The 24,932-nt window shown below is 60.5% G+C and carries 19 protein-coding genes and 1 tRNA gene; 8 read left to right on the top strand and 12 right to left on the bottom strand.

Annotation, left to right across the window (positions count from 1 at the left end; translation table 11 throughout):
- Nucleotides 1-33: 33 nt before the first annotated feature.
- The 3 genes from F3H58_RS20905 to moaB are packed head-to-tail and all read left to right on the top strand — an operon-like array spanning nucleotide 34 to nucleotide 3,338.
- On the top strand, nucleotides 34-1,881 hold the full coding sequence (locus F3H58_RS20905; RefSeq protein ID WP_149743623.1) for a tetratricopeptide repeat protein: 1,848 nt from the start codon (nucleotides 34-36) through the stop codon (nucleotides 1,879-1,881).
- 6 nt (nucleotides 1,882-1,887) lie between these two features.
- Entirely contained in the window at nucleotides 1,888-2,772 is an 885-nt protein-coding gene (locus F3H58_RS20900) for a 4-(cytidine 5'-diphospho)-2-C-methyl-D-erythritol kinase (protein WP_149743622.1), read from the top strand.
- Nucleotides 2,773-2,798: 26 nt separating this feature from the next.
- Nucleotides 2,799-3,338 carry a molybdenum cofactor biosynthesis protein B gene (gene moaB / locus F3H58_RS20895; RefSeq protein WP_188129009.1) on the top strand — a complete coding sequence of 180 codons (540 nt, stop codon included), beginning with the start codon at nucleotides 2,799-2,801 and terminating at the stop codon, nucleotides 3,336-3,338.
- A gap of 149 nt (nucleotides 3,339-3,487) precedes the next feature.
- On the opposite strand, the gene F3H58_RS20890 is transcribed toward moaB, so the two are convergent.
- Nucleotides 3,488-3,757, bottom strand: coding sequence for a hypothetical protein (locus F3H58_RS20890; RefSeq protein ID WP_149743620.1), 270 nt, complete (start codon nucleotides 3,755-3,757; stop codon nucleotides 3,488-3,490).
- Nucleotides 3,758-3,958: 201 nt separating this feature from the next.
- Here F3H58_RS20890 and F3H58_RS20885 point away from each other — a divergent pair, with 201 nt between their 5' ends.
- Both F3H58_RS20885 and F3H58_RS20880 read left to right on the top strand, forming a co-directional pair.
- Entirely contained in the window at nucleotides 3,959-4,636 is a 678-nt protein-coding gene (locus F3H58_RS20885; RefSeq protein ID WP_149743619.1) for a winged helix-turn-helix domain-containing protein, read from the top strand.
- On the top strand, nucleotides 4,623-5,978 hold the full coding sequence (locus F3H58_RS20880; protein ID WP_149743618.1) for a sensor histidine kinase: 1,356 nt from the start codon (nucleotides 4,623-4,625) through the stop codon (nucleotides 5,976-5,978). The genes F3H58_RS20885 and F3H58_RS20880 overlap by 14 nt, the downstream gene beginning before the upstream one ends.
- 99 nt (nucleotides 5,979-6,077) lie before the next feature.
- Here the strand turns inward: F3H58_RS20880 and F3H58_RS20875 are convergent, their stop codons facing one another.
- From F3H58_RS20875 to F3H58_RS20850, 5 genes are all read right to left on the bottom strand, one after another.
- Nucleotides 6,078-6,953 (bottom strand): dienelactone hydrolase family protein, encoded by an 876-nt coding sequence (locus F3H58_RS20875; RefSeq protein WP_149743617.1) that lies wholly within the window; start codon nucleotides 6,951-6,953, stop codon nucleotides 6,078-6,080.
- 118 nt (nucleotides 6,954-7,071) lie between these two features.
- Nucleotides 7,072-8,100 (bottom strand): alcohol dehydrogenase AdhP, encoded by a 1,029-nt coding sequence (gene adhP / locus F3H58_RS20870; RefSeq protein WP_149743616.1) that lies wholly within the window; start codon nucleotides 8,098-8,100, stop codon nucleotides 7,072-7,074.
- Nucleotides 8,101-8,249: 149 nt separating this feature from the next.
- Entirely contained in the window at nucleotides 8,250-8,651 is a 402-nt protein-coding gene (locus F3H58_RS20865) for an MAPEG family protein (protein ID WP_004432719.1), read from the bottom strand.
- A 112-nt stretch (nucleotides 8,652-8,763) separates the two neighbouring features.
- Nucleotides 8,764-10,269, bottom strand: a complete 1,506-nt coding sequence (gene guaB / locus F3H58_RS20860; protein WP_065654415.1) for an IMP dehydrogenase — start codon at nucleotides 10,267-10,269, stop codon at nucleotides 8,764-8,766.
- A 284-nt stretch (nucleotides 10,270-10,553) separates the two neighbouring features.
- Complete coding sequence (locus F3H58_RS20850; RefSeq protein WP_188129008.1) at nucleotides 10,554-11,555, bottom strand: MBL fold metallo-hydrolase; 1,002 nt, start codon at nucleotides 11,553-11,555, stop codon at nucleotides 10,554-10,556.
- Nucleotides 11,556-11,764: 209 nt separating this feature from the next.
- Between F3H58_RS20850 and F3H58_RS20845 the strand changes: the two genes are divergently transcribed.
- Nucleotides 11,765-13,162, top strand: a complete 1,398-nt coding sequence (locus tag F3H58_RS20845) for an MDR family MFS transporter (RefSeq protein ID WP_035236057.1) — start codon at nucleotides 11,765-11,767, stop codon at nucleotides 13,160-13,162.
- Here the strand turns inward: F3H58_RS20845 and F3H58_RS20840 are convergent, their stop codons facing one another.
- From F3H58_RS20840 to F3H58_RS20830, 3 genes are all read right to left on the bottom strand, one after another.
- A complete protein-coding gene (locus F3H58_RS20840; protein ID WP_149743615.1) occupies nucleotides 13,163-13,903 on the bottom strand; it encodes an RlmE family RNA methyltransferase in 741 nt (246 codons plus the stop codon).
- Nucleotides 13,900-15,528: a Ppx/GppA phosphatase family protein gene (locus F3H58_RS20835; protein ID WP_188129007.1), complete on the bottom strand. Its 1,629-nt coding sequence runs from the start codon at nucleotides 15,526-15,528 to the stop codon at nucleotides 13,900-13,902. The genes F3H58_RS20840 and F3H58_RS20835 overlap by 4 nt, the downstream gene beginning before the upstream one ends.
- A gap of 234 nt (nucleotides 15,529-15,762) precedes the next feature.
- Nucleotides 15,763-15,839, bottom strand: a tRNA-His gene (locus F3H58_RS20830).
- 316 nt (nucleotides 15,840-16,155) lie between these two features.
- Between F3H58_RS20830 and F3H58_RS20825 the strand changes: the two genes are divergently transcribed.
- Entirely contained in the window at nucleotides 16,156-19,944 is a 3,789-nt protein-coding gene (locus F3H58_RS20825; RefSeq protein ID WP_149743613.1) for an ATP-binding protein, read from the top strand.
- Between the two features lie 78 nt (nucleotides 19,945-20,022).
- The gene (locus F3H58_RS20820; RefSeq protein ID WP_188129006.1) at nucleotides 20,023-21,687 is read left to right on the top strand and encodes an ABC transporter permease; all 1,665 of its coding nucleotides are present in this window, start codon (nucleotides 20,023-20,025) and stop codon (nucleotides 21,685-21,687) included.
- A 309-nt stretch (nucleotides 21,688-21,996) separates the two neighbouring features.
- On the opposite strand, the gene F3H58_RS20815 is transcribed toward F3H58_RS20820, so the two are convergent.
- The 3 genes from F3H58_RS20815 to F3H58_RS20805 are packed head-to-tail and all read right to left on the bottom strand — an operon-like array spanning nucleotide 21,997 to nucleotide 24,891.
- A complete protein-coding gene (locus F3H58_RS20815) occupies nucleotides 21,997-22,809 on the bottom strand; it encodes an ABC transporter permease (RefSeq protein ID WP_149743612.1) in 813 nt (270 codons plus the stop codon).
- Nucleotides 22,810-22,813: 4 nt separating this feature from the next.
- Complete coding sequence (locus F3H58_RS20810) at nucleotides 22,814-23,722, bottom strand: ABC transporter permease subunit (RefSeq protein ID WP_149743611.1); 909 nt, start codon at nucleotides 23,720-23,722, stop codon at nucleotides 22,814-22,816.
- A gap of 11 nt (nucleotides 23,723-23,733) precedes the next feature.
- Nucleotides 23,734-24,891 carry an ABC transporter ATP-binding protein gene (locus tag F3H58_RS20805; protein ID WP_080817799.1) on the bottom strand — a complete coding sequence of 386 codons (1,158 nt, stop codon included), beginning with the start codon at nucleotides 24,889-24,891 and terminating at the stop codon, nucleotides 23,734-23,736.
- Nucleotides 24,892-24,932 lie beyond the last annotated feature (41 nt).

Here is a 24,932-nt window from a genome sequence, read left to right as displayed (position 1 = left end):
TCCGTGCTTCTGCACAAAGGCAAAGGTTCCCTCATGCGGCGTAAACCAGCACTCCGTCTTCTCTGCAGCGCGGCTCTTGCCGCTGCTCTCGCAATCGGCGCGGGTGCAAGCCCCGGCTTTGCGGAGACGAAGGCGACACCGGAAGACAAGGCCGTTACGTTCGATCCCGGCAAGGTGAACACCTTCTCCGGCGCCTTCCTCGCCGGGCGCAATGCCGATGTCGATCAGGATTATCCCACCGCGATTTCGCTTTACAAAAAGGCGCTGGAATTCGATCCGGCCAATACGGAAATCCGCCAGCGGTTGATGATCGCCGAACTTCTGAGCGGCAATTTCGAGGCCGGCGCCAAGATCGCCGATTCGATGAAGGACGATACCTCGGTGGAGCGCGTGACGACTATCGTGCGCGGTCTCGACGCCATCAAGGACAAGGAATTCGCCAAGGCCGAGAAGATCCTGAAATATACCGGTCCGAACGATCTCGACCGCATGGTCAACACGCTTTTGACCGCCTGGGCGCGTGCCGGTTCCGGCAAGCCGAAGGAAGCGCTGGCGCTGGTCAACAATATGAAGGGCCCGGGCTGGATTTCGATCTTCCAGAAATACAATGCGGCGGCCATCGCCCTTGTTTCCGGCAACAATGAAGCCGCCCGCAAGAGCCTGAACGAAGCGGTGACGGACCGCGAAGGCGGGGCAACCGCCTCCGATACCTATATGCGCGCGGTGATGGCGCTTGCCCGGCTGGAGGCTTCCGCCGGCAACAGGCAGAAGGCGCTGGATGCGATTGCGGTCGGCGACACTTTCGCACCGAATTACGCGCCGCTGAAAGCGCTTCGCCAGTCCATCGAAAACGGTGAAAAGCCGGAACAGCAGATCACCAATGCCGTGGAGGGTGCTGCGAGCGTCATGTTCTCCATTGCCGGTGCCTTGAACCGCGAAGGTGCGGAAGAAATCGTCACGCTTTATCTGCAGACATCGCGCGCGCTCGATCCGAAGAGCCCGGATACGCTCATCCTTCTCGGCGGTCTCTCCGAAGCGCTCAAACAGCCTGACCGCGCCATCGCCTTCTACCGCGAGGTGCCGAAGGATTCGCCGATGTATCGCATTTCCGAGCTGCAGCTCGGACTGACGCTCGCGCAGACCGGCAAGGTGGACGAGGCGCGCAAGCATCTCCAGTCCCTGCTTGAATCCGATCCGAAGGACGTCCGTTCCTATCTCGCTTATGGCAGCGTGCTTTCGGACGCCAAGGATTACCGCGCCATGGCCGAAAACTACGACAAGGCCATCGAGGTAATCGGCGCCGTGCCGCAGAAGTCCGACTGGTCGGTGTTCTTCCAGCGCGGCATCGCCTATGAGCGGCTGAAGGAATGGGACAAGGCCGAACCGAATTTCAAGCGGGCATTGGAATTGAACCCCGAGCAGCCGCAGGTGCTGAACTATCTCGGTTATTCCTGGGTGGACAAGGGCATCAATCTTGACGACGGCATGAAGATGATCAGCCGCGCCGTCGAGCTTAGGCCGAATGACGGCTATATCGTCGACTCGCTCGGCTGGGCGCATTATCGCCTCGGCGCTTTCGATGAGGCCGTGACCGAGCTGGAGCGGGCAATCGAACTGAAAGCCGGCGATCCGACCATCAACGACCATCTGGGCGACGCCTACTGGCGGGTCGGCCGCAAGATCGAGGCGGTCTATCAGTGGAACCGCGCATTGATCGGCGACAGCGACGACGTGGACAAGGCCAAGGTGAAGGAAAAGATCGCCAACGGCCTGCCGCCGGTGGAAAAGGACGCCGAAAATACCGCCAAGAAGGAGGTCGCGCCGGTCCCGGCGGCTCCTCCGGCACCGGCACCGGCTGCCACTCCGGACAAGAAATCCTGACGCCGCATGCGCGGGCATGACGTTTCCGGGGCCACCGAGACCATCGAGGCGGCCCCGGCCAAGATCAATCTGGCGCTGCATGTGACCGGCCAGCGAGCGGATGGGTATCACCTGCTCGAAACGCTGGTGACCTTTACCGAAGCCGGCGACACGATCCGTATTCGCGACACCGATGCCGACAGTTTCTCCATCTCAGGCCCTTTCGGCGATCTTTTGCGCGCGGGCGATGGCGGCGATAACCTCGTCACCCGTGCCAGGGACCTGTTGCGCAATGCGCTCGCATCGACGGGGCAGGCAGCCCCCCCGGTCGCCATTCATCTTGAAAAGAACCTGCCCGTGGCTTCCGGTATCGGCGGCGGCTCGGCGGATGCGGCGGCGACACTGCGGGGGCTTTTGCGGCACTGGCGTGCCGGGATCGCACCGGATACGCTTGCATCCATGGCGCTGACGCTCGGGGCGGATGTGCCGATGTGCCTTGAGAGCCGATCCCTGATCGCGCGCGGCATCGGCGAGGACATCGAACCGCTAACCGATCTGCCCGACCTGGTGATGGTTCTGGCCAATCCGCTGAAGGCGGTCTCGACGCCGGAGATTTTCCGGCGATTGCAGACCAAGACCAATCCGCCCCTGCCCGCCTCTGCGACAATCGGCTGGATGGATTTTCTCGCCCAAAGCCGTAACGATCTGCAACCGTCGGCCCAAGCGCTTCTGCCGGAGATCGGGGAAATCATTGGGTTGCTGTCGCAGGAAGGTGCTGCGCTTGTGCGCATGTCCGGTTCGGGAGCAACCTGTTTCGGGATTTTTCATTCCCTTGAAGCGGCCAGGAAAGCGGAAACATCGCTTCGGAAGAAACGCCCCGGCTGGTATTTTCAGGCGACGCGGACCATTTGAAGACCAGATACTTCGAGGATAAGGCCATGGCAGGCGAAAGACCCTTCATTCCCCTTGGCATTGCGGTTTTGACCGTTTCGGACAGCCGCACGCTGGAGAACGACAAATCCGGCGATACGCTCGTCGCAAGGCTGGAGGAAGCGGGCCACAGGCTCGCGGCCCGCGCCATCGTGCCTGATGATAAGGCAGCGATTGCCGGCACGGTTCGCGACTGGACGCTCGCTGAAGGCGTGGATGTGGTCATCACCACCGGCGGCACCGGTTTTACCGGCCGCGATGTGACGCCGGAAGCGCTGGAGCCGCTGTTCGAAAAACGCATGGATGGGTTTTCCGCCCTCTTCCACCGCATCTCCTATGACAAGATCGGCACCGCCACCATCCAGTCACGCGCGACCGGCGGCGTGGCGAACGCGACCTTCATCTTCGTGCTGCCCGGCTCGCCGGGTGCGTGCAAGGATGCGTGGGACGGCATTCTGAAAGCCCAGCTCGATTATCGCCACCTGCCCTGCAATTTCGTGGAGATCATGCCGAGACTCGACGAGCATTTGAAGCGCGGCAAAAGCTGAAATCCGTATCGCTTGCCAAGCCGCCATATGGTTCGTTTTGCGGCCGCTCATCCTTAATGCGGCTGACGCTTCGCGGTAGTATGGGTTGTTGCCGCGACGCGGATAAGCTCGGCGGCCTCTAACCGCCGAGCCTGCCGTCATCATAAAACTTATCGGCGGTTGCGGTCGCGAAGCTCGTCCGACGGATCGATCATCATGGAGGTGTCGAAACGGCTGTTCGTGCGTTCGACCATGCCGTTGTCGAGCACGCGGAAACGAACTTCCGGGTTGGAGGCAGATATCGCCGTATCACCGGCATTTGCGTGATCCTGGGTGATCTTTGCAATCGGCGAAGCAGTGTCGCTGAGAATACCGTTTGCAAAGGCGGTAGAGGTTGCGGCGATCAGGGCGAAGGCGGCGATGGTCAGATTTTTGATCATGGTCTAGATCCTCATAACGGGTAACACTGCGACTTGCAGCATCGTGAAAGTAAAACCCCGGATTTTCAGCCATCTGTCGCCAACTATACAAATTTGTAAATCTGCAGATCCGTGAAATGCCCCAATAAAGCCCGATTCACGGCGTGATCAGAACCAACCGCCCCGTAGAAAAAATCCAATTTTCAGGCAACGTCATCATCCATGAAAATACTTCTTGTAGAAGACGATAATACAACCGGAAACTATATTACGAAGGGGTTAACCTCGGCTGGCCATACGGTCGACTGGGTCAGGGACGGGCGTGACGCACTGGCTGCGGGACTGGATGGGGGATACGACATCGCCGTTGTTGACCGCATGATCCCAGGCCTCGACGGTCTCAATCTGGTCAAAAGCCTGCGTGCGGCTTCGATACGCGTTCCCATCCTTTTTCTGACGGCGATGAGCGGTGTTGATGACCGTGTCGAAGGGCTGGAAGCCGGCGGCGACGACTATCTGGTAAAACCTTTCGCTTTCTCGGAATTGACGGCCAGGATCAATGCTCTCGTTCGGCGGCCGCCCATTGCCACGGAGAAGACGCGCCTGCGTGTCGGCGACCTCGAAATGGACCTCGTCACCAGAACAACGTCGCGCGGGGGGCAGCGGATCGACCTCTTGCCACGCGAGTTCTCGCTTCTGGAACTGCTCATGCGCAACGAAGGTCGAATCCTGACGAAAACGATGTTTCTCGAAAAAATCTGGAACTTCAATTTCGACCCGCAAAGCTCCGTCGTGGAGACACATATCAGCCGGTTGAGGGCGAAAATCGACAAGCCTTTCGATCAACCGCTTCTGCATACGGTCAAGAACACGGGTTATACGCTTTATGCCCGGCGGTAGCTTTCTGAAGAGCACCGCCGTCAGACTGGCGGTCATCTACATCGTCCTGTTCGTCACGGCATCGCTTGGCGCGAACATCGCGGCCTATCAGATGGTCGTCAGTTTCCTTGATGAACGCCTAAACGCCAGTGTCCAGGAGCGTTACCGGGAGATCGCATCGGCCTTCGACGCACGCGGCCTTCAGGGCGCCGTAGACATGATCGACAATCATGGCCCCGCCATCCGGGGGCAGGAGACCATCTACGCATTGCGCAGCCCGGTTGGAGAACTGCTGGCGGGAAGCAATCGGTTTTCGGACACCCCATCCGGTTATTCGATCCTTGAACCTGACGACCATCACGGCAGTGTTTCCCACTACAAGCTTTTCAAGGGTCCCCTGGGGCCAAACACTCTCGTGGTGGGGATCAACTCCGGGGACACCGACGAACTGGCCCGCATCGTTCTCATCAGTTTCGGCTGGGCGACCGCGATCGTTCTTTCCATGGGAATGGCGGGGGCCGCCATATTGGCGTATCGAACGCGCTACCGCATCTCGTCGCTGACGCAAATTGCCCACGCTATCGGACATGGCGAGCTTTCAAAACGACTTCCGGTGTCGTCACGCATGGATGAAATCGACATATTGTCAGTGGAAATCAATGTGGCTCTGGCAAGACTGGAATCCAGCGTCGCGGCATTGAAGCAGGTAACCACCGACGTCGCCCATGACCTCAAGACCCCGATCGGCCGGACATTCCTCGTGCTGGAGGATGCACTCATTGCGCATACGGTAGACGAGATGAGGATCGGTGTAGAGACCGCCCTCGAAGAGTTGCGGTCCATAGCCAATACGTTCGACGCTCTTCTGCGGATTGCGCAGATCGAAGCGCGAAGCAGAACGGCTCGATTCACCGCCTTCGATCTTTGCGATGTCGTCGGCGAAATCTACGAAACCTACGAGGTTATCGCGGCAGAGGAAGGCTATCAACTGACGATGCGCGATGCCGTAGACGGCGGCTGGATCGATGGCGACCCTGATCTCATTCGCCAATTATTGACGAACCTGTTGTCCAACGCCATGCGGCACACCCCCGTCGGATCAAGAATTTGGCTCGACGTATCACGCGAGGACGGACAGGTCCTGTTAAATATCGCCGATAACGGGCCGGGCATTTCAGATGAAGACCGGGCGCAGGTGTTCGACCGGTTCTATCGCGTCGAGAAGAGCAGAACTACCGCGGGATCCGGCCTTGGCCTGAGCCTTGTCAAAGCCATAGCGGAATTACATGGTGCCGCCGTGACGCTAGCGGACAACAATCCCGGTTTGCGCGTGACTGTTCGGTTTCAGGAACTGCGCGCGTGATCTTTTCGAAAGCCTGCGTAAACCGCATGCCATCCCGGTCCATGCTGCAGCCTTCCAGTCTTCCGAAAGGCTGCACCATAACAGACCGAATATGACGGGCTATGCCAGATATTTCTTGAAGAACTCCGTCGTCCGGCCCCAGGCGAGATCGGCGGCCGCCTTGTCGTAGCGCGCCGAGGACGTGTCATTGTTGAAGGCGTGGTTGACGCCGTCATAGACGAAGATTTCAAAGGTCTTGCCGTTTTCCTCCAGCGCCTTCTTATAGGCGTCGATGCCGGCATTGATGCGCTCGTCGAGACCCGCATAGTGCAAAAGCAACGGCGCCTTGATGGCCGGTACATCGGCCGCCGGGGCCTGCTGGCCGTAATAGGCGACGCCGGCATTCAAACCTGCCGATTTGGTGGCGAAACGGTTGACCAGCCCGCCGCCCCAGCAAAAACCGACTGCTCCGACCTTGCCATTCGCTCCCTGCCTTGCGGCAAGCCATACCCGGCCCGCTTCGGCATTGGCGACGGTCGCGTCCATATCGAGACCGCTGAACATCTGCCGCGCCTTCTCCTCATCGGCGGGCGTACCGCCCTGCGGTGAGAGGAAATCGACAGCAAGCGCCCGAAAACCGGCGAGCGCCACCCGCCGTGCCACGTCACGAATATGGTCGTTCAGACCACGGTTCTCGTGGATGACGATGACCGAGCCGATGGGGCCGGAAGCGGCTTTCGGCGTAACGAGGTAACCCTTCATCTCACCGCCGGGGGCGGGATAGGTCACCTCCTCGGCGACAATCCTGTCGTCATCGGCCGCGATGACAGCCGCACGGGCGCTGTTGGCCGAAAGAAGCGGGGCGATGGCCGCCGCTGCTGCACCGGACCCTGCCAATACGGTGAGCTTTTCCATGAATTTGCGGCGATCGAGACTGAGATGGGTATATTCATCGTAAGCGTCGATCATGGCCTGCGTGATCTTGGGCTTGTCCATCGCTCTATCCTCCTTGAACGCACGGATGCGGAAGGATAGCGCAGATCGCCCCGTGGGGAACGAGGCGGGGGCAAGCGGCGCCACACATTTACGTGAGCGCCGCCAGCCAGTTTTCACATCAGGCGGCGAGGTCCACGACGATACGGCCGTCGATCTTGCCCTCTTCCATGCGGTGGAAGATATCGTTGATGTTTTCGAGCTTATCCCAGGAGAAATGGGCCGCCACCTTGCCTTCGCCGGCAAAGGTCAACGCTTCCTCCAGATCCTGCCGCGTGCCGACGATGGAGCCGCGCACCGTGATGCGCTTCAGCACCGTGTCGAACACCGGAATGGAGATGAAGCCCGGCGGCAGGCCGACAAGCGCCATGGTGCCCTTGGAGCGCAGGAAGCCATAAGCCTGCTCCATGGCCTTGGGCGACACCGCCGTCACCAGCGCGCCGTGGACGCCGCCGGTCGCCTTCTGCACCTGCTCCACCGCATCTGGCGCGCGGCCATTGACGGTGACATCGGCTCCGAGTTTCTTCGCAAGCGCCAGCTTGTCGTCGAAAATATCGGCGGCAACGACATGCATGCCCATGGCCTTGGCATATTGCACGGCCATGTGGCCAAGCCCGCCAATGCCTGAAATGACCACCCACTCACCGGGCCTGACCTCGGTTTCTTTCAGCCCCTTATAGACGGTAACGCCGGCGCAGAGCACCGGTGCGGCCGGGCCGAAATCGAGATTGTCCGGCAGGCGGCCGACGAATTTCGGATCGGCGAGGCCGTATTCGGCAAAGCTGCCATTGACGGAATAGCCGGAATTCTTCTGGCTCGGGCACAGCGTTTCCCAGCCCGTGCGGCAGGGAATGCAGCAGCCGCAGGCGGTGTAGAGCCAGGGCGTGCCGGCGCGGTCGCCTTCCTTGATGCCCGTGACGCCAGCGCCGATCTTGGCCACGTAACCCACACCTTCGTGGCCGGGGATGAAAGGCGGATTGGGTTTGACCGGCCAGTCGCCGGTTGCGGCGTGCAGGTCGGTGTGGCAAATGCCCGTCGCCTTGTAGTTGATGAGAATTTCACCCGGGCCGGGATCCGGTATCGCCACTTCCTCGATGGTCAGCGGTTTTCCAAACACGCGGACGACGGCTGCCTTCATTGTCTTAGCCATGACATACTCCCTAATCTCTGCTCGCCTGAAATCCTCGACGGCAGGCAGAGATTAACGGGGATGGGGCGTCATGGAATTGACCCATCGCAAATCGGAGCATTTTGCAAGGCAGGATTGTCTCAGTTATGAGGCAACCTCACGGTGCTGATTTACTCCAGCGCCAACCATATGGCGAGCCATGCCCACAGGCAGACGACCAGCGCAAAGCCGATGCCGAACAATGCGCCACGCTGACGCAGGCGGTTGCTGGTGACGTGGACATAGGAATGGGCATAACGCGAGAGCACGAACAGCCATGCCAGAACGACGGTGACGATATTGTCCGCATCCGTGATGTAGAGCAGCAGGCAGGCGATGTGGAACAGCACCGGCAGTTCGAACTGGTTGGCGATGTTTCGGTTCACCAGATGGCTTTCGCGCGCCTCTTCGCCCCGATCGCGCAGCTTGATCGCCGATTCGCGATCCTTGAAGGTGTATTTGTTGCGCCGGATGATCAGGAGCGCATAAAGGCAGAAGACCAGAAAGACATGGGCGATCATCGGCCAGAACATTGCGGTCGTGGGTGACATGCTTTCTTCTCCAATCATGAAAACGCTCCCCGATCCGGCATGAATCGGGGAGCGCCAAATACTCAGTATCTTTTTACGGATTCGCCTCGAAAGATCAAACCGCGCCGGGGTAGTTCGGGCTTTCGCGGGTGATCGTCACGTCATGGGCGTGGCTTTCGCGCAGGCCCGCGCTGGAGATGCGAACGAAGGTGGCGCGCTCCTGGAATTCCTTGATGTTGCTGCCGCCAACATAACCCATGGCGGCCTTGAGGCCACCTGCCAGCTGGTGCAGGACACCGGAAACCGGACCCTTGTAGGGAACCTGACCTTCGATGCCTTCCGGAACGAGCTTCAGCGTGTCGCGCACTTCCGCCTGGAAATAGCGGTCTGCCGAACCGCGGGCCATGGCACCGACAGAGCCCATGCCACGATAGGCCTTGAAGGAACGGCCCTGATAGAGGAACACTTCACCCGGGCTTTCATCCGTGCCGGCCAGCAGCGAGCCGATCATGACGGCGGAAGCGCCGGCGGCGATTGCCTTGGCCAGATCGCCCGAGAACTTGATGCCGCCATCGGCGATGACGGGGATATCAGCCGCATTGGCGACTTCAACCGACGACATGATAGCCGCAAGCTGTGGAACGCCGACGCCGGCGACGATGCGGGTGGTGCAGATGGAGCCTGGGCCGATACCGACCTTGACGCCATCGGCGCCGGCATCGATCAGCGCCTTGGTGCCGTCGGCTGTGGCGACATTGCCGGCGATGATGCGAACCGAGTTCGACATCTTCTTAACCTGCGAGACGGCATCCAGCACGCGCTGCGAATGGCCATGCGCGGTATCGACGACCAAAAGGTCGACACCGGCATCGATGAGGCGCTCGGCGCGCTCGATGGCATCTGCACCAACGCTGATGGCGGCAGCGGCGCGAAGGCGGCCCTGCGCATCCTTGGTGGCGTTGGGGTTCAGCTGCGACTTCTCGATATCCTTGACGGTGATGAGGCCGACGCAATTGCCCTTGGCATCCACAACCAGCAGCTTTTCGATGCGGTGCTTGTGCAGCAGGCGGCGCGCTTCCTGCTGATCGACGCTGCTTTCCTTGACCGTGACCAGGTTTTCACGTGTCATCAGTTCGTAAATCTTCTGCTGCGGATCGGAGGCGAAGCGCACGTCGCGGTTGGTCAGAATGCCGACCAGACGGCCGTTCTTGTGGCCGCCGGAACCGCCGTTTTCAACGACCGGAATACCGGAAATGCCATGCGCCTTCATCAAGGCCTGTGCTTCAGCGAGCGTCGCATCCGGGCCGATGGTGACCGGGTTGACGACCATGCCGCTTTCGAACTTCTTCACCTGCCGCACTTCTTCGGCCTGCTCGATGGGGGTCAGGTTGCGGTGGATGACGCCGATGCCGCCGGCCTGGGCCATGGCGATGGCGAGGCGGCCTTCGGTAACCGTATCCATGGCGGAAGAGAGGATCGGCAGGTTGAGATCGATATCGCGGGCAATGCGGGTGGCGATATTCGTCTGTCCCGGCATAACCTCGGAATGTCCGGGTTGCAGCAACACATCGTCAAATGTGAGAGCGTCCAAACCAGTGGGTGTTTGAATGATGCGTGCCATGACCAAATTCCTTCATACTGAAAATGCGTGGCCGTTCCGGAACGAAAAGTTCACCCCGGCGCCCTGCAAGGATTGCTTGGAAGTTGGCGAGGGCTGGTAACACGTTCATGACAGGAAGGGAATAGAAAAAACCCGGAATTGCCTTCCGGGCTTTCTTTGTTGCTGCATTGCAGCAGACGTTATAGCGCGTCGTGTGGGTCCTTGCCCCACACGACGCGCTATAACTGCTTGTTTTTATGCATGTCGTTATCGCAAAACCGCTGAACACTTTTGCGCGACATGCATTAGATGTCGAACTGGTAGGATTTCGGCACGAAACGATAGCCTGTATCCAGCTTCTCCGCGTAACCGACCGCCGGGAAAGGCATGTGATACCCAAGGAAAGGCAAACGGTCGGTGGCGATCATGTCATAGACCTTTTTACGGGTCGCGGCGGCGGCCGCCTTGTCCATGTCGAACTTCACCTCCCAGTCTGGCTTCTGAAGGGAAAGGACGAAATGGTTGGCCGTATCCGCCGTCAGGACGAGTTGTTTGCCTTCCGATTCGACACGGAAGATCATATGGCCCGGCGAATGACCGAAGGCCGCCACACCGGTAATCCCGGATACGACACTGGCGCCGTCGCCGATGAAGGTCGCCTTTTCCGCCAGCGGCTTGACGTTCGTGAGAACGCCCTTGTGACCGCCTTCCGCAGGCGTGCCGACACGTTTCTCATCCGTCCAGAAATCATATTCCGCCTGACCGAACACGTAGCGCGCCTTGGAAAAAGCCGGAGCACCCTTTTCCATCAGCCCACCGATATGGTCGCCATGCATGTGGGTCAGCACCACCACGGTCACATCTTCCGGCGTATAACCGGCCGCCGCCATGCCCTCGATTAACCGGCCATTGCCCGCACCGCGCCCGGCTTCACCGAAACCGGTATCGAACAGCACGAGATCCGTGCCGGTATTGACGAGGACCGGCGAGAAGGAATTGACGAATTGCTCCTTCGGCAGAAAATTGTCTTCCAGCAATTTTCCGACCGTCTCGGCCGACTGGTCTGTGCCGAAGGTCTCGCCGGGATTGGGGGCCGCGCGTGCGCCATCCTTCACCACCAGCACTTCGAAATTGCCGAGCTTGAAGCGGTTGGTTTCAGGCGGCATCGCGTGTTCTATCTCCATGGAGGTTTGCGGCTGGCTGGTCTGGGCCGTTGCCGTGCGCGCCATCAACAGCGGCGCACCGAGAACGCTTGCGCCCGCCGCACCGATGAGGCCGCGTCTGCTCATGCTCAAGGATTGGGTCATTATCTTGTCTCCGATATCGCCAACTGGCCGTGATCGCCAACTGAACCATGCCAACGGACAATAGAGCGATAAAGTTGCAAGAAAACCGGCCTCACGCAGGTTTGATCGGAACTTGAGAAATTGATAATTAACGTGTTGGCAAGCCCGCTTATCAGGCGTAGGAGGAACGGCGATATCCTTTGTCGCAGCGGAAAGCCGCAGGCAGCCTCATGAACCGCATCATTCCCCTCATCCTGGCAGTCGCTCTCTTCATGGAGCAGATGGACTCCACCGTCATCGCCACCTCGCTGCCGGCAATTGCCGCCGACCTTCATGTCGGCCCGATCACGCTCAAGCTCGCATTAACGGCCTATATGGTGGCGCTGGCGATCTTCATTCCCATCAGCGGCTGGATGGCCGACAAATATGGCGCGAAGAAAATCTTCCGTTTCGCCATCGGCGTCTTCGTGGTGGGGTCGATCTGCTGCGCGGTGTCGTCCTCGGTGTTCGAATTCGTGCTTTCGCGTTTCCTACAGGGCATGGGCGGGGCGATGATGACGCCCGTTGGCCGCCTCGTGCTTTTGCGCACGACCAAGCGCAGCGAACTCGTCTCCGCCATGGCGCTGCTGACAATTCCGGGGCTGGTGGGGCCGCTGACCGGCCCGCCCATCGGCGGCTTCATCACCACCTATTTTTCATGGCACTGGATTTTCCTGATCAATGTGCCCATCGGCGTCATCGGCATCTGGCTCTCGACGATCTTTCTGCCGGAAATCGAAACCACCAACCCGCCGCCGATGGACGGCAAGGGCTTCGTGCTGTCAGGCATCGCCGCCTCCGGCGTGGTGTTCGGCCTCTCCGTCGTCAGCCTGCCGGCGTTGCCCCCGGCCATCGGCATCGCCTCGACGATCATCGGTTTCATCTGCGGTTTTCTTTATCTGCGCCACGCCGCGCGCCACCCCGCCCCCATTCTGGATTTCCGCATATTCCAGAACGCGACCTTCCGGGCGGCGTCCGTCGGCGGCACCGTTTTCCGCATTTCCACGGGCGCCATACCCTTTCTGATGCCGCTGATGCTGCAAATCGGTTTCGGGCTTAACCCGTTCCAGTCGGGCATGATCACCTTTGCCGGCGCAATCGGCGCAATCACCACGAAATTCATGGCCAAGCGGGTGTTTGCGGCAACCGGATTCCGCTCGACACTGATCGGGGCCGGCATCGTCGGCGCCTGCACCACGCTCGCCAACAGCTTCTTCACCCCGGAAACGCCTTATCCGCTGATCATGATCTTCCTTGTGACAGCGGGATTTGCCCGGTCCTTCTTCTTCACCGGATCGAACGCGCTCAGCTATTCCGATATCGAGGACAGTCAGGCCAGCCAGGCGACCTCGATGGCGTCGGTGCTGCAGCAGATCAGCCTGGCGCTGGGTGTGGCTTTCGCCGCCTCCATTCTGGAAGTCAGCAGCATGATGTCCGGCACGCATCTGCAGCTCGCCGATTTCCACATCGCCTTCACCATCGTGGCGCTGGTATCGCTGTTCGCCATCGTGCCGATCATCCGCATGGACGGCAACGCCGGGGCGGCCGTCTCCGGCCACCGCGGCAAGGTCTCACAACCGGCGGAGTGATCAGTCTTCGGAAGCCTCTTCGGCTTCGTATGCGTCGGTCGGCTCGCTCTTGCGGCCCTTGAAGTGCTTGGCAAGCAGGAACATTTCCACCGATTCCGAGCGTGAGGACGCCGGCTTGATGTGGAGAACCTGCTTGAAGTTCTTCTTCAGCATATCCAGCAACGCCTTTTCCGTGCCGCCCTGAAAGGTCTTCGCAAGGAAGTGGCCGCCTTCCGCCAGCACCTGAACGGCGAAATCGGCCGCGACTTCGCACAGATGCATGGTGCGGATATGGTCGGTCTTCTGGTGACCGGTGGTGGGCGCGGCCATGTCCGACAGCACCAGATCGGGCGTGCCGCCAACGGCCTCCATCAGCTTTTCCGGCGCGGAGGGATCGAGGAAGTCGAGCTGGAGGATTTTCACACCGGGAATGGGATCGATTTCGAGAAAATCGATGGCGGCGACGCGAATATCGTCCTCGGTCGAATCCGTCACCTTCGAAGCGATCTGCGACCAGCTTCCAGGTGCCGCACCAAGGTCGATGATGCGGCGCGCGCCCTTCAAAATCTGGTGCTTGTCGTTGATTTCCAGGAGCTTGAAGGCGGCGCGGGCGCGATAGCCTTCAAGCCTGGCGCGCTGCACATAGGGGTCGTTGATATGACGTTCCAGCCAGCGGCGCGACGAGGCCTTGAGCTTGGTCTTCTTGACCTTCTGGCCGATCTTGCGGCCGGTGCGGTTGTTGCTTGTCGGCGCCTTGCTCATGTCAAACCTTCCGTCCTGTCCTGCCGTGTCATCTGCATGCGCCTGATGCGGTTGCGCCGCCATGCGCCGTCATCCGCCATCATATCCGTCAAAAGGCCTTCGCGAAGGCCGCGATCCGCGACGCGCATGCGGCGTGCCGGCCAGCGGCGGCGAATGGCCTCGAGAATGGCGCAGCCGGCCAGAACCAGATCGGCCCTGTCAGGCCCGATGCAGGCATTGGCGGCGCGGCCGGCGAAATCCCATGCCAGCAGCTTGTCCTGCATGGCCGTTACCTCGTCATCGGAAAGCCAGAGGCCATCGACCTTGCGGCGATCGTATCGCGGCAGATCGAGATGGACGCCGGCAAGCGTCGTGACCGTGCCCGAAGTTCCGATAAGATGAAAATCCTCGTGATGGGTTTGCGGCGCGAGAGGCGGGCAATGGAAGGCATCGAGCAGCCCTTCAACTTCCCGCACCATGGCGGCGAAGACGTCCGGCGTCACATCGCGCCCGCCATGGCGTTCCGAAAGCGTGACGACGCCGACCGGCAACGAGGTCCAGTGGGTGATGTGGTTGGCGAGCCGGTTTGAGCGGTTTTCGCCGACCTTGATTACGGCGATTTCCGACGATCCGCCACCGATATCGAACAGCACGACAGAGCGTGCTTCGCGCCCGACGAGGGAGGCACAGCCAGACACCGCAAGGCGGGCTTCCGTCTCGCGGCTGATGATTTCGAGCTTCAGTCCCGTTTCCCGCGTCACACGCGCCAGAAATTCCTCGCCATTCGACGCAGCGCGGCAGGCCTCGGTGGCGATGAGCCGCATGCGCCTGATCGGGCGACCCGAGAGTTTCGCGGAGCAGACTTTCAGCGCCTCGACAGCTCGATCCATGGCGTCGTCGGACAGCCGGCCGCTCGACACCAGCCCCTCGCCCAACCGGACGATGCGCGAAAAGGCATCGACGACCCGGAATTGGCCGGGCCGCGTCGGCTGAGCGATCAGAAGCCGGCAATTATTGGTGCCGAGATCGAGCGCGGCATACATATCCGCCGGCGGCTCCTGGCCATGCTCATGCTGGCGGCCTGCGTGACGAGCGGATATTTCGGATTGCCGGTGCGGTTCCTGCCCGGCCCCATTGGCGCGACCATTCTGCTTGCCGACATGTTTCGGCGCATGGGTGGGAACCAGCGGACGGCCCTGTGGATCGCGGCCGCGCGGATCGCGGTGACCACGCTTGCGGTGGCGCGACTTTCGCCCTGCGCCCGGCGGCACGACGGACGGATTGGCAGCATCTGTTGCGGCTGGAGCCTGCGCCGGCACGGTGGAAGCTGGGGCAGCCTGCTGAGAGGCACCCTTGCCGCGAGAGCGCCTGCGGCGCTTTCTCTTGCGCGGCTCGGCATCCGGCTCAAGAGCCGATGCATAGGAGGAACCGGCCGGAACATCCGCGGCAACATCATGCGACAGCACAGCAGCGTCACGGGGCTGACCGTCACGCTTGTGTTTCTTGCCACGACGGGATCGCTTCGCTTTCCCTTTGTTCGCCACCGACGCCCCTTGTTCCGACGGCTTTGGGCCGTTTCCGGGGTCGATCACTGTCTTGTCCATTTCGCCGCGCACAAGCGTAGACGCTATGCTGCTGGCTTTCATAAGGTTTCGTTGGGCGGACAATACCAGCGCAAGCGATTTTAGCCAAATGGTTTTTGCCGGGCGGCGTGTGGCAAAGGCTCACACGTCACCAAGGTTGCGTGGGAACCACCACGTACATGGCAATAATTTTGCGGATTTTCGGAAATCGGGAGGTGCCTGCGCGGACCGGTCTGGATAAAGTATTCCCCTCTCCCGGAAAGTCCTTGTGACGCATAACTTACTGGGAGAGGGGAATGGTACGGTTGAGTGGGGTCGAACCACCGACCTCAGGTGCCACAAACCTGCGCTCTAACCAACTGAGCTACAACCGCACATGAAACGCCGAAGCGGCGTCACGGGGGGTGACATAAAAGGTGTTTTCCCCATTTGCAAGTGCCTCTTCGAATTTTGCGAAAAAAGGCTGAGAAAGGCAAGTGCTTTTCAATCGGCCGGGCTGACATAAAGAGGCCGCAGCGGCCTGTTGATGTTAACTCTATTTGGCGATTCATCCGGCGGATGGTGGACCGGACCGCGCTGTGAAGTTATTTAAAATTCTGTTAACGTGATGCCTCGGCGGGTTTACGTTTAGAGCTTCATGAGGAAGCCGAAAAGCCCGCAAGGTCCGGTAGTGCCAGAATAGGTTTCGACATGCCCGCCGTCCAGTATCCCTTTATCGATATCGCAGTGCATGAACGGGTGCGTGAAGGTTTCGGGCGCGGCGCGGCCATGGCGTTGTTCTCGCTCGACCTTAAAAACGCCCTTTGGGCCAATGGCCGGGGTGCGGCGCTGTTCGGCACACCGATGGTCTATGATTTTCTGGAACAGGGCCCGAAACCGCAGGACGTGACCTTCCGGCAACTGGCAGCCACGGCGGCGCGGCTTTCCAAAGCAGGCGATAGCCTGCCGTTTACCATTCGCATCACGTCTGGCTTCCGCAGCCTTGCCATTACGGCGCGCGCGGAAATCATCGAGGCCGAACCCGGCCAGCCCGCCATCCTGTTTTCCGCCCTCACCGACCAAGTCCCACCCGACACGGCGGAGTGCGCCAGGCGCATGATCGAAGGTTTCGACGACCCCGATATCCATATGGCGGTTCTGAACGGCGAGAACGAGATTGTCGCCGCCTCGCCCGGCTTTTCGTCGCTGGGCATCACCCCGCACACGGCGCGGACACTGGTGAAAATGGCAGCCGGACAGTCCGGCCATCTCGTCAAGCGGCCGGTGCCGACCGGCAAGGGTTACCTGCCCGCCGCCACCGGCCAGATTGCGGCATCGCCCGAACTGAACCTGATGTTCGTGGTCGAAACCGCGCTGGGCACACTCGATCCCGTCAATGGTTTCGCAGAAGACAGGCCGCAGGAAACGCCAGCCGCCGCCGAGCCCGCACTGCCGGTTGCGGAGGTCGCGCCTGTTGCCGCTGCAACCTCCTTCGATTCCGTGCTCGATGCCGTCGCTGGCATCGAGGATGTGGAAGAGGTGCAGGAACTGCCGGCCGATCCCGAAGAGGAAGAGGCAGCGCAGCAAGATGAGAACAGCCTTCTGTCATTGCCGGAAAACGGAGCGGAGACCCCGGCGGCGCTTTCCGCGCAGGACGCCGACGCGGCTGCGCATGTGGCGATGACCGACGACATCGCCGATCTTTTCGAACTCGATGAGGATGAGGCAGAAGCTCCCTTAACCGAGCGGGCAATCGCCGATGCCCCTGCCGAAGAGACCCGGGTCGAAGAAAACGCAGTCGCGGACGATGAAATCGTTGAAACCGCGCCATCAGACGCTGCTCCTGCGGCGGATGAAGAGGTAGCGGCGGAGACGGAGGCCGAGGAAACGGACATCGGCGCTGGCGCAGAAGCGCAGCCTTTTGTTTTCAATGCCGGTGCGCGCGCTTCCCGTTTCGTCTGGAAAATCGATGCGGAAGGACGCTTCAGTTCGATCTCGCATGAATTTGCAGAGGCTGTGGGCGCCAAGGCGGCTGCCGTGGAAGGCATGGGCTTTGCCGATGTCGCGGCCCTGTTCAATCTCGATCCCGACGGCAAGATTCGCGAGCTTCTCGGCCGTCGCGACACATGGTCGGGCAAGACGATCTACTGGCCGGTGGAAGGCACATCGCTGATGGTGCCGATCGATCTTGCCGCCCTGCCCACCTATACGCGCTCACGCGAATTCGACGGTTTCCGCGGTTTTGGCATCGTGCGGCTTGCCGATGCCGCCGAAGACCCGCATGCCACGGGCCTGACCTTCCTCAACGGCGAAGAGGCCGATCCGGCGGAAGCCCAGCCGCAGCCCACTATTGAGGATGAAAGCCACGAATTGCTGGCCTTTATCGATGAGGATGACGACGCGGTGCAAGACGCCGGTTCCATCGCTGAGGACGAGGTCCCGGCAACGGGGGCCGATGCGGCGGATGATGCATCGAACGTGGTTTCGGCCGAAGAAGAGCACCATGCTTATACCCCGCCGGAATTCGAAGCGCCGGTTGCAGCGCCCGCGCTGGAGCCGGCCTATTCCGACAAGGTCGTCCATCTGGAGGAGCGCCGCTCGCGCTCCCGCGAGGGGCTGACCGCAGGCGAGCAGGCCGCCTTCCGCGAAATCGGCCGAGCCCTGGCGCCGGCGGATGCTGCTTCCGAAGAAGACCGGGAAACGGATGCGGAAGCCATTTCCGCTGAGCCGACCATGCAGGATATTCAGCAGGATATCGATGCGGATGCTTCAGAAAGCGCAGCCTCCGAAACGGAAAATGACGACAGGAAAACCGAACCGGCGGAGGAAGACGATCTTTTCGCCGACTATGTTCGTGGCGAGCAGCCTGCTGCCATTCGCGCACCGGCGGATGAAAGCGGTTCCGACGAAAAGGAAGAGCCTGCGGCCGACAAGCGGCCGGCTGCCGATATTGCCGCCGCCATGGTCAGCCCGTCCGTTCGCCCCGCGAACGCCTTGACAGCCGAGACGCTGGACCAGATGCCCGTGGCGCTTCTGGTGCATGCCGGCGACAGGCTGATCCACGCCAACCCGGATTTCCTGCGCTTGACGGGCTATGGCTCTCTCGCCGAACTCGAAGAGGTGGGCGGTCTGGAAGCGTTGCTGCAGCGGCAGGAGCTGGAGGACATGCCGGACAACGAAGGCGGCATGGTGGTCGTCAGCTCTGACAACGACATCATCCCCGTCAAGGCGCGGCTGCAATCCATCCGCTGGGAAGAAACCAAGGCGCTGATGCTGTCGCTGGTGCCGCTTGAGGAAAAGCAGGCGCCGGTTGCGGCCGCCAACGAAAATATTGCTGCCGGCGATGCCGAAAATGCGGAAGCAGGCAGCCTCTCCCTGTTGCAGGGCGAAGTGGAGGAGCTGCATTCCATTCTGGAAACGGCCACCGACGGGGTGGTGCTTCTCGGAGACGAAGGCGAAATCCGCTCGCTCAACCGCTCCGCCAGCGCGCTGTTCAATTATGACAATGGTGAAATCGCCGGCAAGCCTTTCGTCACGCTTTTTGCCCATGAGAGCCAGCGCGCCGTGCTGGATTATCTTTCCGGCCTTGCCAATAACGGTGTCGCCAGCGTGCTGAATGACGGCCGCGAAGTGATCGGCCGCGAAGCATCCGGCGGCTTCCTGCCGCTGTTCATGACCATCGGCCGGCTTAAATCCTCGCATGGCTATTGCGCGGTTATCCGTGACATCACCCAGTGGAAGCGCACGGAAGAAGAACTGCGCAACGCCAAGCGGGCGGCGGAAACCGCCAATGCCCACAAGACCGATTTCCTGGCGCGCGTCAGCCATGAAATCCGCACGCCGCTCAATGCTATCATCGGCTTTGCCGACATGATGGCGACCGAACGTTTCGGGCCGATCGGCCATCCGCGTTATGTGGAATATGCCAATGATATCGGCCGTTCCGGCCGGCATGTGCTCGACATCGTCAATGATCTGCTCGATATTTCCAAGATCGAGGCCGGGCAGATGGATGTGGATTTCGTCGCCGTGCCGCTCAACGAAACGGTGGCCGAGGCGGTCTCGCTGGTGCAGCCGCAGGCCAACAACCAGCGCGTCATCATCCGCACCGCACTTGCGCAATCCGTGCCGCAGATCGTCGCCGACCTGCGCTCGATCAAGCAAATCGTGCTGAACATCCTGTCGAACGCCATCCGCTTCACCCCGTCGGGCGGCCAGATCGTGGTGTCCACCGCCTATGAGGCCAATGGCAGCGTGTCGCTGCGCATTCGCGACACCGGCATCGGCATGACCCGGGCGGAACTGGAACAGGCCATGAAGCCGTTCCGGCAGGTGGCCTCCTCCGGCAAACGTGTGCGCGGCGACGGCACCGGACTCGGCCTGCCGCTGACCAAGGCCATGGTGGACGCCAACCGGGCGAATTTCTCCATCACCTCCACGCCGAATGAAGGCACGCTGGTAGAAATCACCTTTCCGTCGCAGCGGGTTCTTGCCAACTGAGGCCATGCGGGCGTAGCAATGCGGAAGCCGCCGGCACCATGGTCGCCGGTTGAGGCCTTTGCACGACAGTAGACTGGCATGTCCATGACGGTTTCCCTTCCGGCAACAAGACGCTTCTCGGTGTTGCCCATCACGGCGGTCATCGTCGCGGCCATTGCCGCCATGCCCATTCTGGCAATTTTCTGGCTGGCGCTGACGGGCAGCACGGAGGGATGGCAACATCTTCTCGCCAATGTCCTGCCGCGCGCCGGGTTTCGCACCTTCCTGCTCTTGGGGATGACGGCCGCGACGACGGCATTCTTCGGCATCGTCTGCGCCTGGCTTGTCACCACATTCGAATTTCCGCTGCGGCGGTTATTGTCCGCGGCACTCGTCCTGCCGCTCGCCATCCCCTCCTATCTCGCCGCCTATGCCTTCGGTGAGTTCCTCGATTTCACCGGCCCGATACAGAGCGCGTTGCGCGCCGCTTTCGGTTATCACAGCATCCATGACTACTGGTTTCCGGACATACGCTCGCTCGGCGGTGCGGTGGTGGTTCTAAGTTCCGTCCTCTATCCTTACGTTTATCTCTCGGCCCGTGCCGCCTTCTCCATGCAGGGGCGGTTTGCGGCCGAAGCGGCCCGCACGCTTGGCGCAAAACCGCTGAATGTGTTCTTCTCCGTGCAATTGCCGATGGCCCGGCCTGCCATCGCCATCGGGCTTTCTCTGGTCCTGATGGAAACGCTGAACGATATCGGCGCGGTTGAATATCTCGGCGTCCAGACGCTGACCTTCACCATTTACGAAACCTGGCTCAATCGCGGCAATCTCGCCAATGCGACGCAGATCGCAGCCGTCATCCTCGTCATCGTCGGTGCGCTGATCGTCATCGAACGCAATGCCCGGGAAAAACAGCGCTTCGGCGCGCCGAAGGCGACAAGCATGGTGCAGCGCCACCGGCTGAAGGCGCTCAACGGCTGGCGGCGCTGGGGCGCGAGCCTTTTCTGCTTCGTTCCCGTCGCGAGCGGCTTTTTCATTCCCGTCATCGTGCTGGGCGGTTATGCCGCGAGGAGGCTCGATGCGCTGTTTGCGCCGAAGCTTCTCAAAGCACTCGGGCACAGTCTCGAAGTCTCGCTTTCCGCCGCCTTCGTGACGCTGATAGCCGCTTTCGTGTTTTCCTATGCCATCCGCACCGAGCGCTCGCGCAGCTCGAAGGTGGCCGCCCGCTTCGGTTCCATGGGATATGGCGTGCCGGGAACCGTGCTCGCCATCGGGGTGCTCATTCCGCTTGCCAGTCTCGACAATGGCGTCGATGGCTTCATCCGCGCACATTTCGGCTTTTCCACCGGGCTGCTGCTCTCCGGCACCGCCTTCGCCATCATTTACGCCCATGCCGTGCGCTTCATGACCATGGCGGAAGGCACGCTCGATGCTGGTTTCCAGAAGCTTTCGCCGCATATCGACATGGCCTCACGGACGCTTGGGCGCAACCGGGCGCAGACGCTGTTCAAGGTGCTGTTGCCGAACATGCGGCCCGCAGCGCTGACGGCTTTTCTGCTCGTCCTGATCGAATCCATGAAGGAATTGCCGGCCACGATCCTGCTCCGGCCTTTCGGTTTCAACACGCTGGCCACGCTGGTTTATGAGGATGCGTCGCGCTCAAGGGTGCAGGATGCGGCCGTGCCGGCGATCATCATCATCATTGCCGGGCTTATTCCCGTGCTTCTCGTCTCGAAATCGATGGACCATCCGGAAAACCGCTGAGTGGCACGGACCTTGCGACAAAAAGAAAGGCGGCCTTGCGGCCGCCTGGATGAGTTGTGCTTTTCAACGAGAGAAAGGGGGACAATCTCGCCAGATGGAAATTATCAGTCCCGGCTATCAAAAATTTGACGGCCCTGCGTTGGGTTTACTTTCCGCCAACTCCTATTAACAAGCGGTTAAAACCAAAATCGATCAATTACCGACGAAAATTCCTATTCTGAGACCGTAAAGCGCCGAAACTAAATTAACAGTTTCTACTTTTCTCGCGATTTCAACAGTAACGCGTAAAAATCCACGCAGGATATTCGATCAGTTCCGTGCCGCCGCATGTTCGTCCCGCATGCGCTGCAATTCGGTCCGTTTGGAAGCGATGGAGGCGACAATCACACCGATGGTGACAAGCCCGATCAGGATCGTGCAGATGGCGTTGATTTCCGGCGTCACGCCGAGGCGAACCTGCGAATAAATCTTGATCGGCAACGTGGTTGCACCGGGGCCGGTGGCGAAGCTGGCGATCACCAGATCGTCCAGCGACAGGGTGAAGGCCAGCATCCAGCCGGCAATGACGGCGGGGAAGATGAGCGGCAGGGTAATGCGGAAGAAGGTCTTGACCGGCGGGCAGCCGAGATCGAGCGCGGCTTCCTCGAGACTGCGATCGAAGGTCAGGAGCCGCGACTGCACGACGATCGCCACGTAACACATGGTGAAAGTCGTATGGGCGATAACCACCGTCCAGAAACCGCGATCCACCCCGACGGCCACAAAGAGCAGCAGCAGCGACAGGCCGGTGATGACCTCCGGCATGACGAGCGGCGCGTAGATCATGCCGGAAAACAGCACCCGGCCCGGAAACCGCGAGAACCGCGTCAGCGACAGCGCCGCCAGCGTTCCGAGGATGGTGCCGATGGTGGCGCTGAGGATACCGACACGCAACGTCACCCAGGCCGCATCCATCAGCCCCTCATTCGACCACATGGAGCGGTACCATTGCAGCGAGAAACCGCCCCAGACGGTGACGAGCTTCGAGGCGTTGAAGGAATAAACGATCAGGATGATGATCGGGATATAAAGAAAGGCAAAACCGAGGGTGAGGACGGTGATGTCGAATTTTCCGCGCTTCATGGCCTCACCCCACCTTCTTCTGCTGATTCTGGAAGATGGCGATGGGTACCACCAGCAACAGCAGCAGCAGCACGGCGACGGCGGATGCCAGGGGCCAGTCGCGGTTGCCGAAGAATTCCGTCCACAGCGTCTTGCCGATCATCAGCGTCTGTGCGCCGCCAAGCAGATCGGGGATGACGAATTCCCCTGTTATCGGAATGAAGCAGATCATCGAGCCGGCCACGACGCCCGGCAGCGACAGCGGGAAGGTGATCTTCCAGAAGGCCTTCCATGGCGGGCAGCCGAGATCGGCCGCCGCTTCCAGCAGCGTATTGTCGAGCTTTTCCAGCGCCGAATAGAGCGGCAGCACCATGAAGGGCAGATAGGAATAAACGATGCCGATGAAGATCGCCGTCTCGGTGCGGAAGATATTGACCTGCTGGTCCGGCCCGAGAAGACCGAGCCATTGGAACAGCACCGTCAGCAGGCCTTCTGGCTTCAGAATGCCGATCCAGGCGTAAACGCGGATCAGGAACGAGGTCCAGAACGGCAGGATCACCAGCATCACCAGTGTCGGACGAATAGAAGACGGCGCGCGCGCCATGGCGAGCGCCATGGGATAACCGATCAGCAAAAGCAGAAAGGTGGAGATGAAGGCGATGCGCAGCGACGACAGATAGGCGTCGATGTAAAGCGGGTCTTCCGTCAGGAAGAGGTAATTTTCGAAATCCAGTTCGGAGAAGAAGGCGCCGAGCTTCGAAAACCCTTCGAAAACCGGCGTATAGGGCGGCATGGAGATCGCCGTATCCGACAGCGAGATTTTGAAGATGATGAAAAACGGTGCTGCAAAGAATAACAGCAGCCAGAAATAGGGAACCGCGACGACCAGCCCGCGCCAGGGGCTTTGCCGGTTTTCGGGAGTGGTGATCGCCATGAAAGCCTCCCTCAGCGCGTCAGGACGAGGCCGGAATCCGGCTTCCAGTTCAGCCAGACCATATCGCCGAAGGTGATCGGACGATCGACGAGACGCGAAACATTCGCCTGCGCGGCGCGAATGACGCGGCCATCGGCAAGCTTGACGATGAAGACCGAGAAGTCGCCGAGATAGCCGATATCCCAGACCTCGCCATAGGCGGAATTGACGCTGCTGTCGGCGGGCTGATCGAGCGAGATGCGGACCTTTTCCGGGCGGATGGCGAAAGCCACCTGGCTGCCGGTCGCAGCGGCGCATTCCTGCTCCACCGCCACCTTCAGCCCTTCGCAATCCAGCGTCACCAGACCCGGTTTGCCGATATCGGAAGCATTGGCGACGACATTGGCGTCGAAGATATTGATATCGCCGATGAAATCCGCCACGTAGCGGCTGTTCGGCGCTTCGTAAATCTCGGCCGGCGTCGCCACCTGCACGACATTGCCCTTGTCCATCACCGCAATCCGGTCCGACACCGTCATCGCCTCTTCCTGATCGTGGGTGACGATGAGGAAGGTGAGACCGAGATTGGTCTGGATGTCCATCAGTTCGAATTGCGTTTCCTCGCGCAGCTTCTTGTCGAGCGCGCCGAGCGGTTCATCCAGCAGAAGCACCTTGGGCCGCTTGGCAAGCGAGCGGGCGAGCGCCACGCGCTGCCGCTGGCCGCCGGAAAGCTGGCTGGGCTTGCGTTTGGCGAACTCACTGAGTTTGACCAGCCGCAGCATTTCCTCGACGCGCGAGGCGATTTCCGCTTTTGGCAGGCCGTCCTGTTCGAGACCGAAGGCGATGTTCTTTTCCACCGACATATGCGGGAAAAGCGCGTAGGACTGGAACATCATGTTGGTGGGCCGCTTATAGGGCGGCACGCCGGAAATATCCTTGCCCTGCAGCAGGATGCGGCCTTCGGTCGGTTCCTCGAAACCGGCCAGCATGCGCATCAGCGTGGTCTTGCCGCAGCCGGAGGGACCGAGCAGCGAGAAGAATTCGCGTTCATAGATATCGAGCGTCAGATTGTTGACGGCGACGAAATCGCCAAAACGTTTGGTGACGTTTTCAAAGCGGATGAAGGGCACCGCATCGGGGTTGTCCCAAGGGCTGAATTTGCGTTTGACCGGTCCAAGTGTCTTTGCCATGCCCGCCCCATTTTACCCAAGAATCCATCGACCACGTATAC

This window comes from Rhizobium sp. NFACC06-2 (assembly GCF_900101425.1).
Classification (GTDB): domain Bacteria; phylum Pseudomonadota; class Alphaproteobacteria; order Rhizobiales; family Rhizobiaceae; genus Agrobacterium; species Agrobacterium leguminum.
The sequence above is the reverse complement of the archived record's forward strand: the minus strand, read 5'-3'. Positions and strand labels throughout refer to the sequence as shown.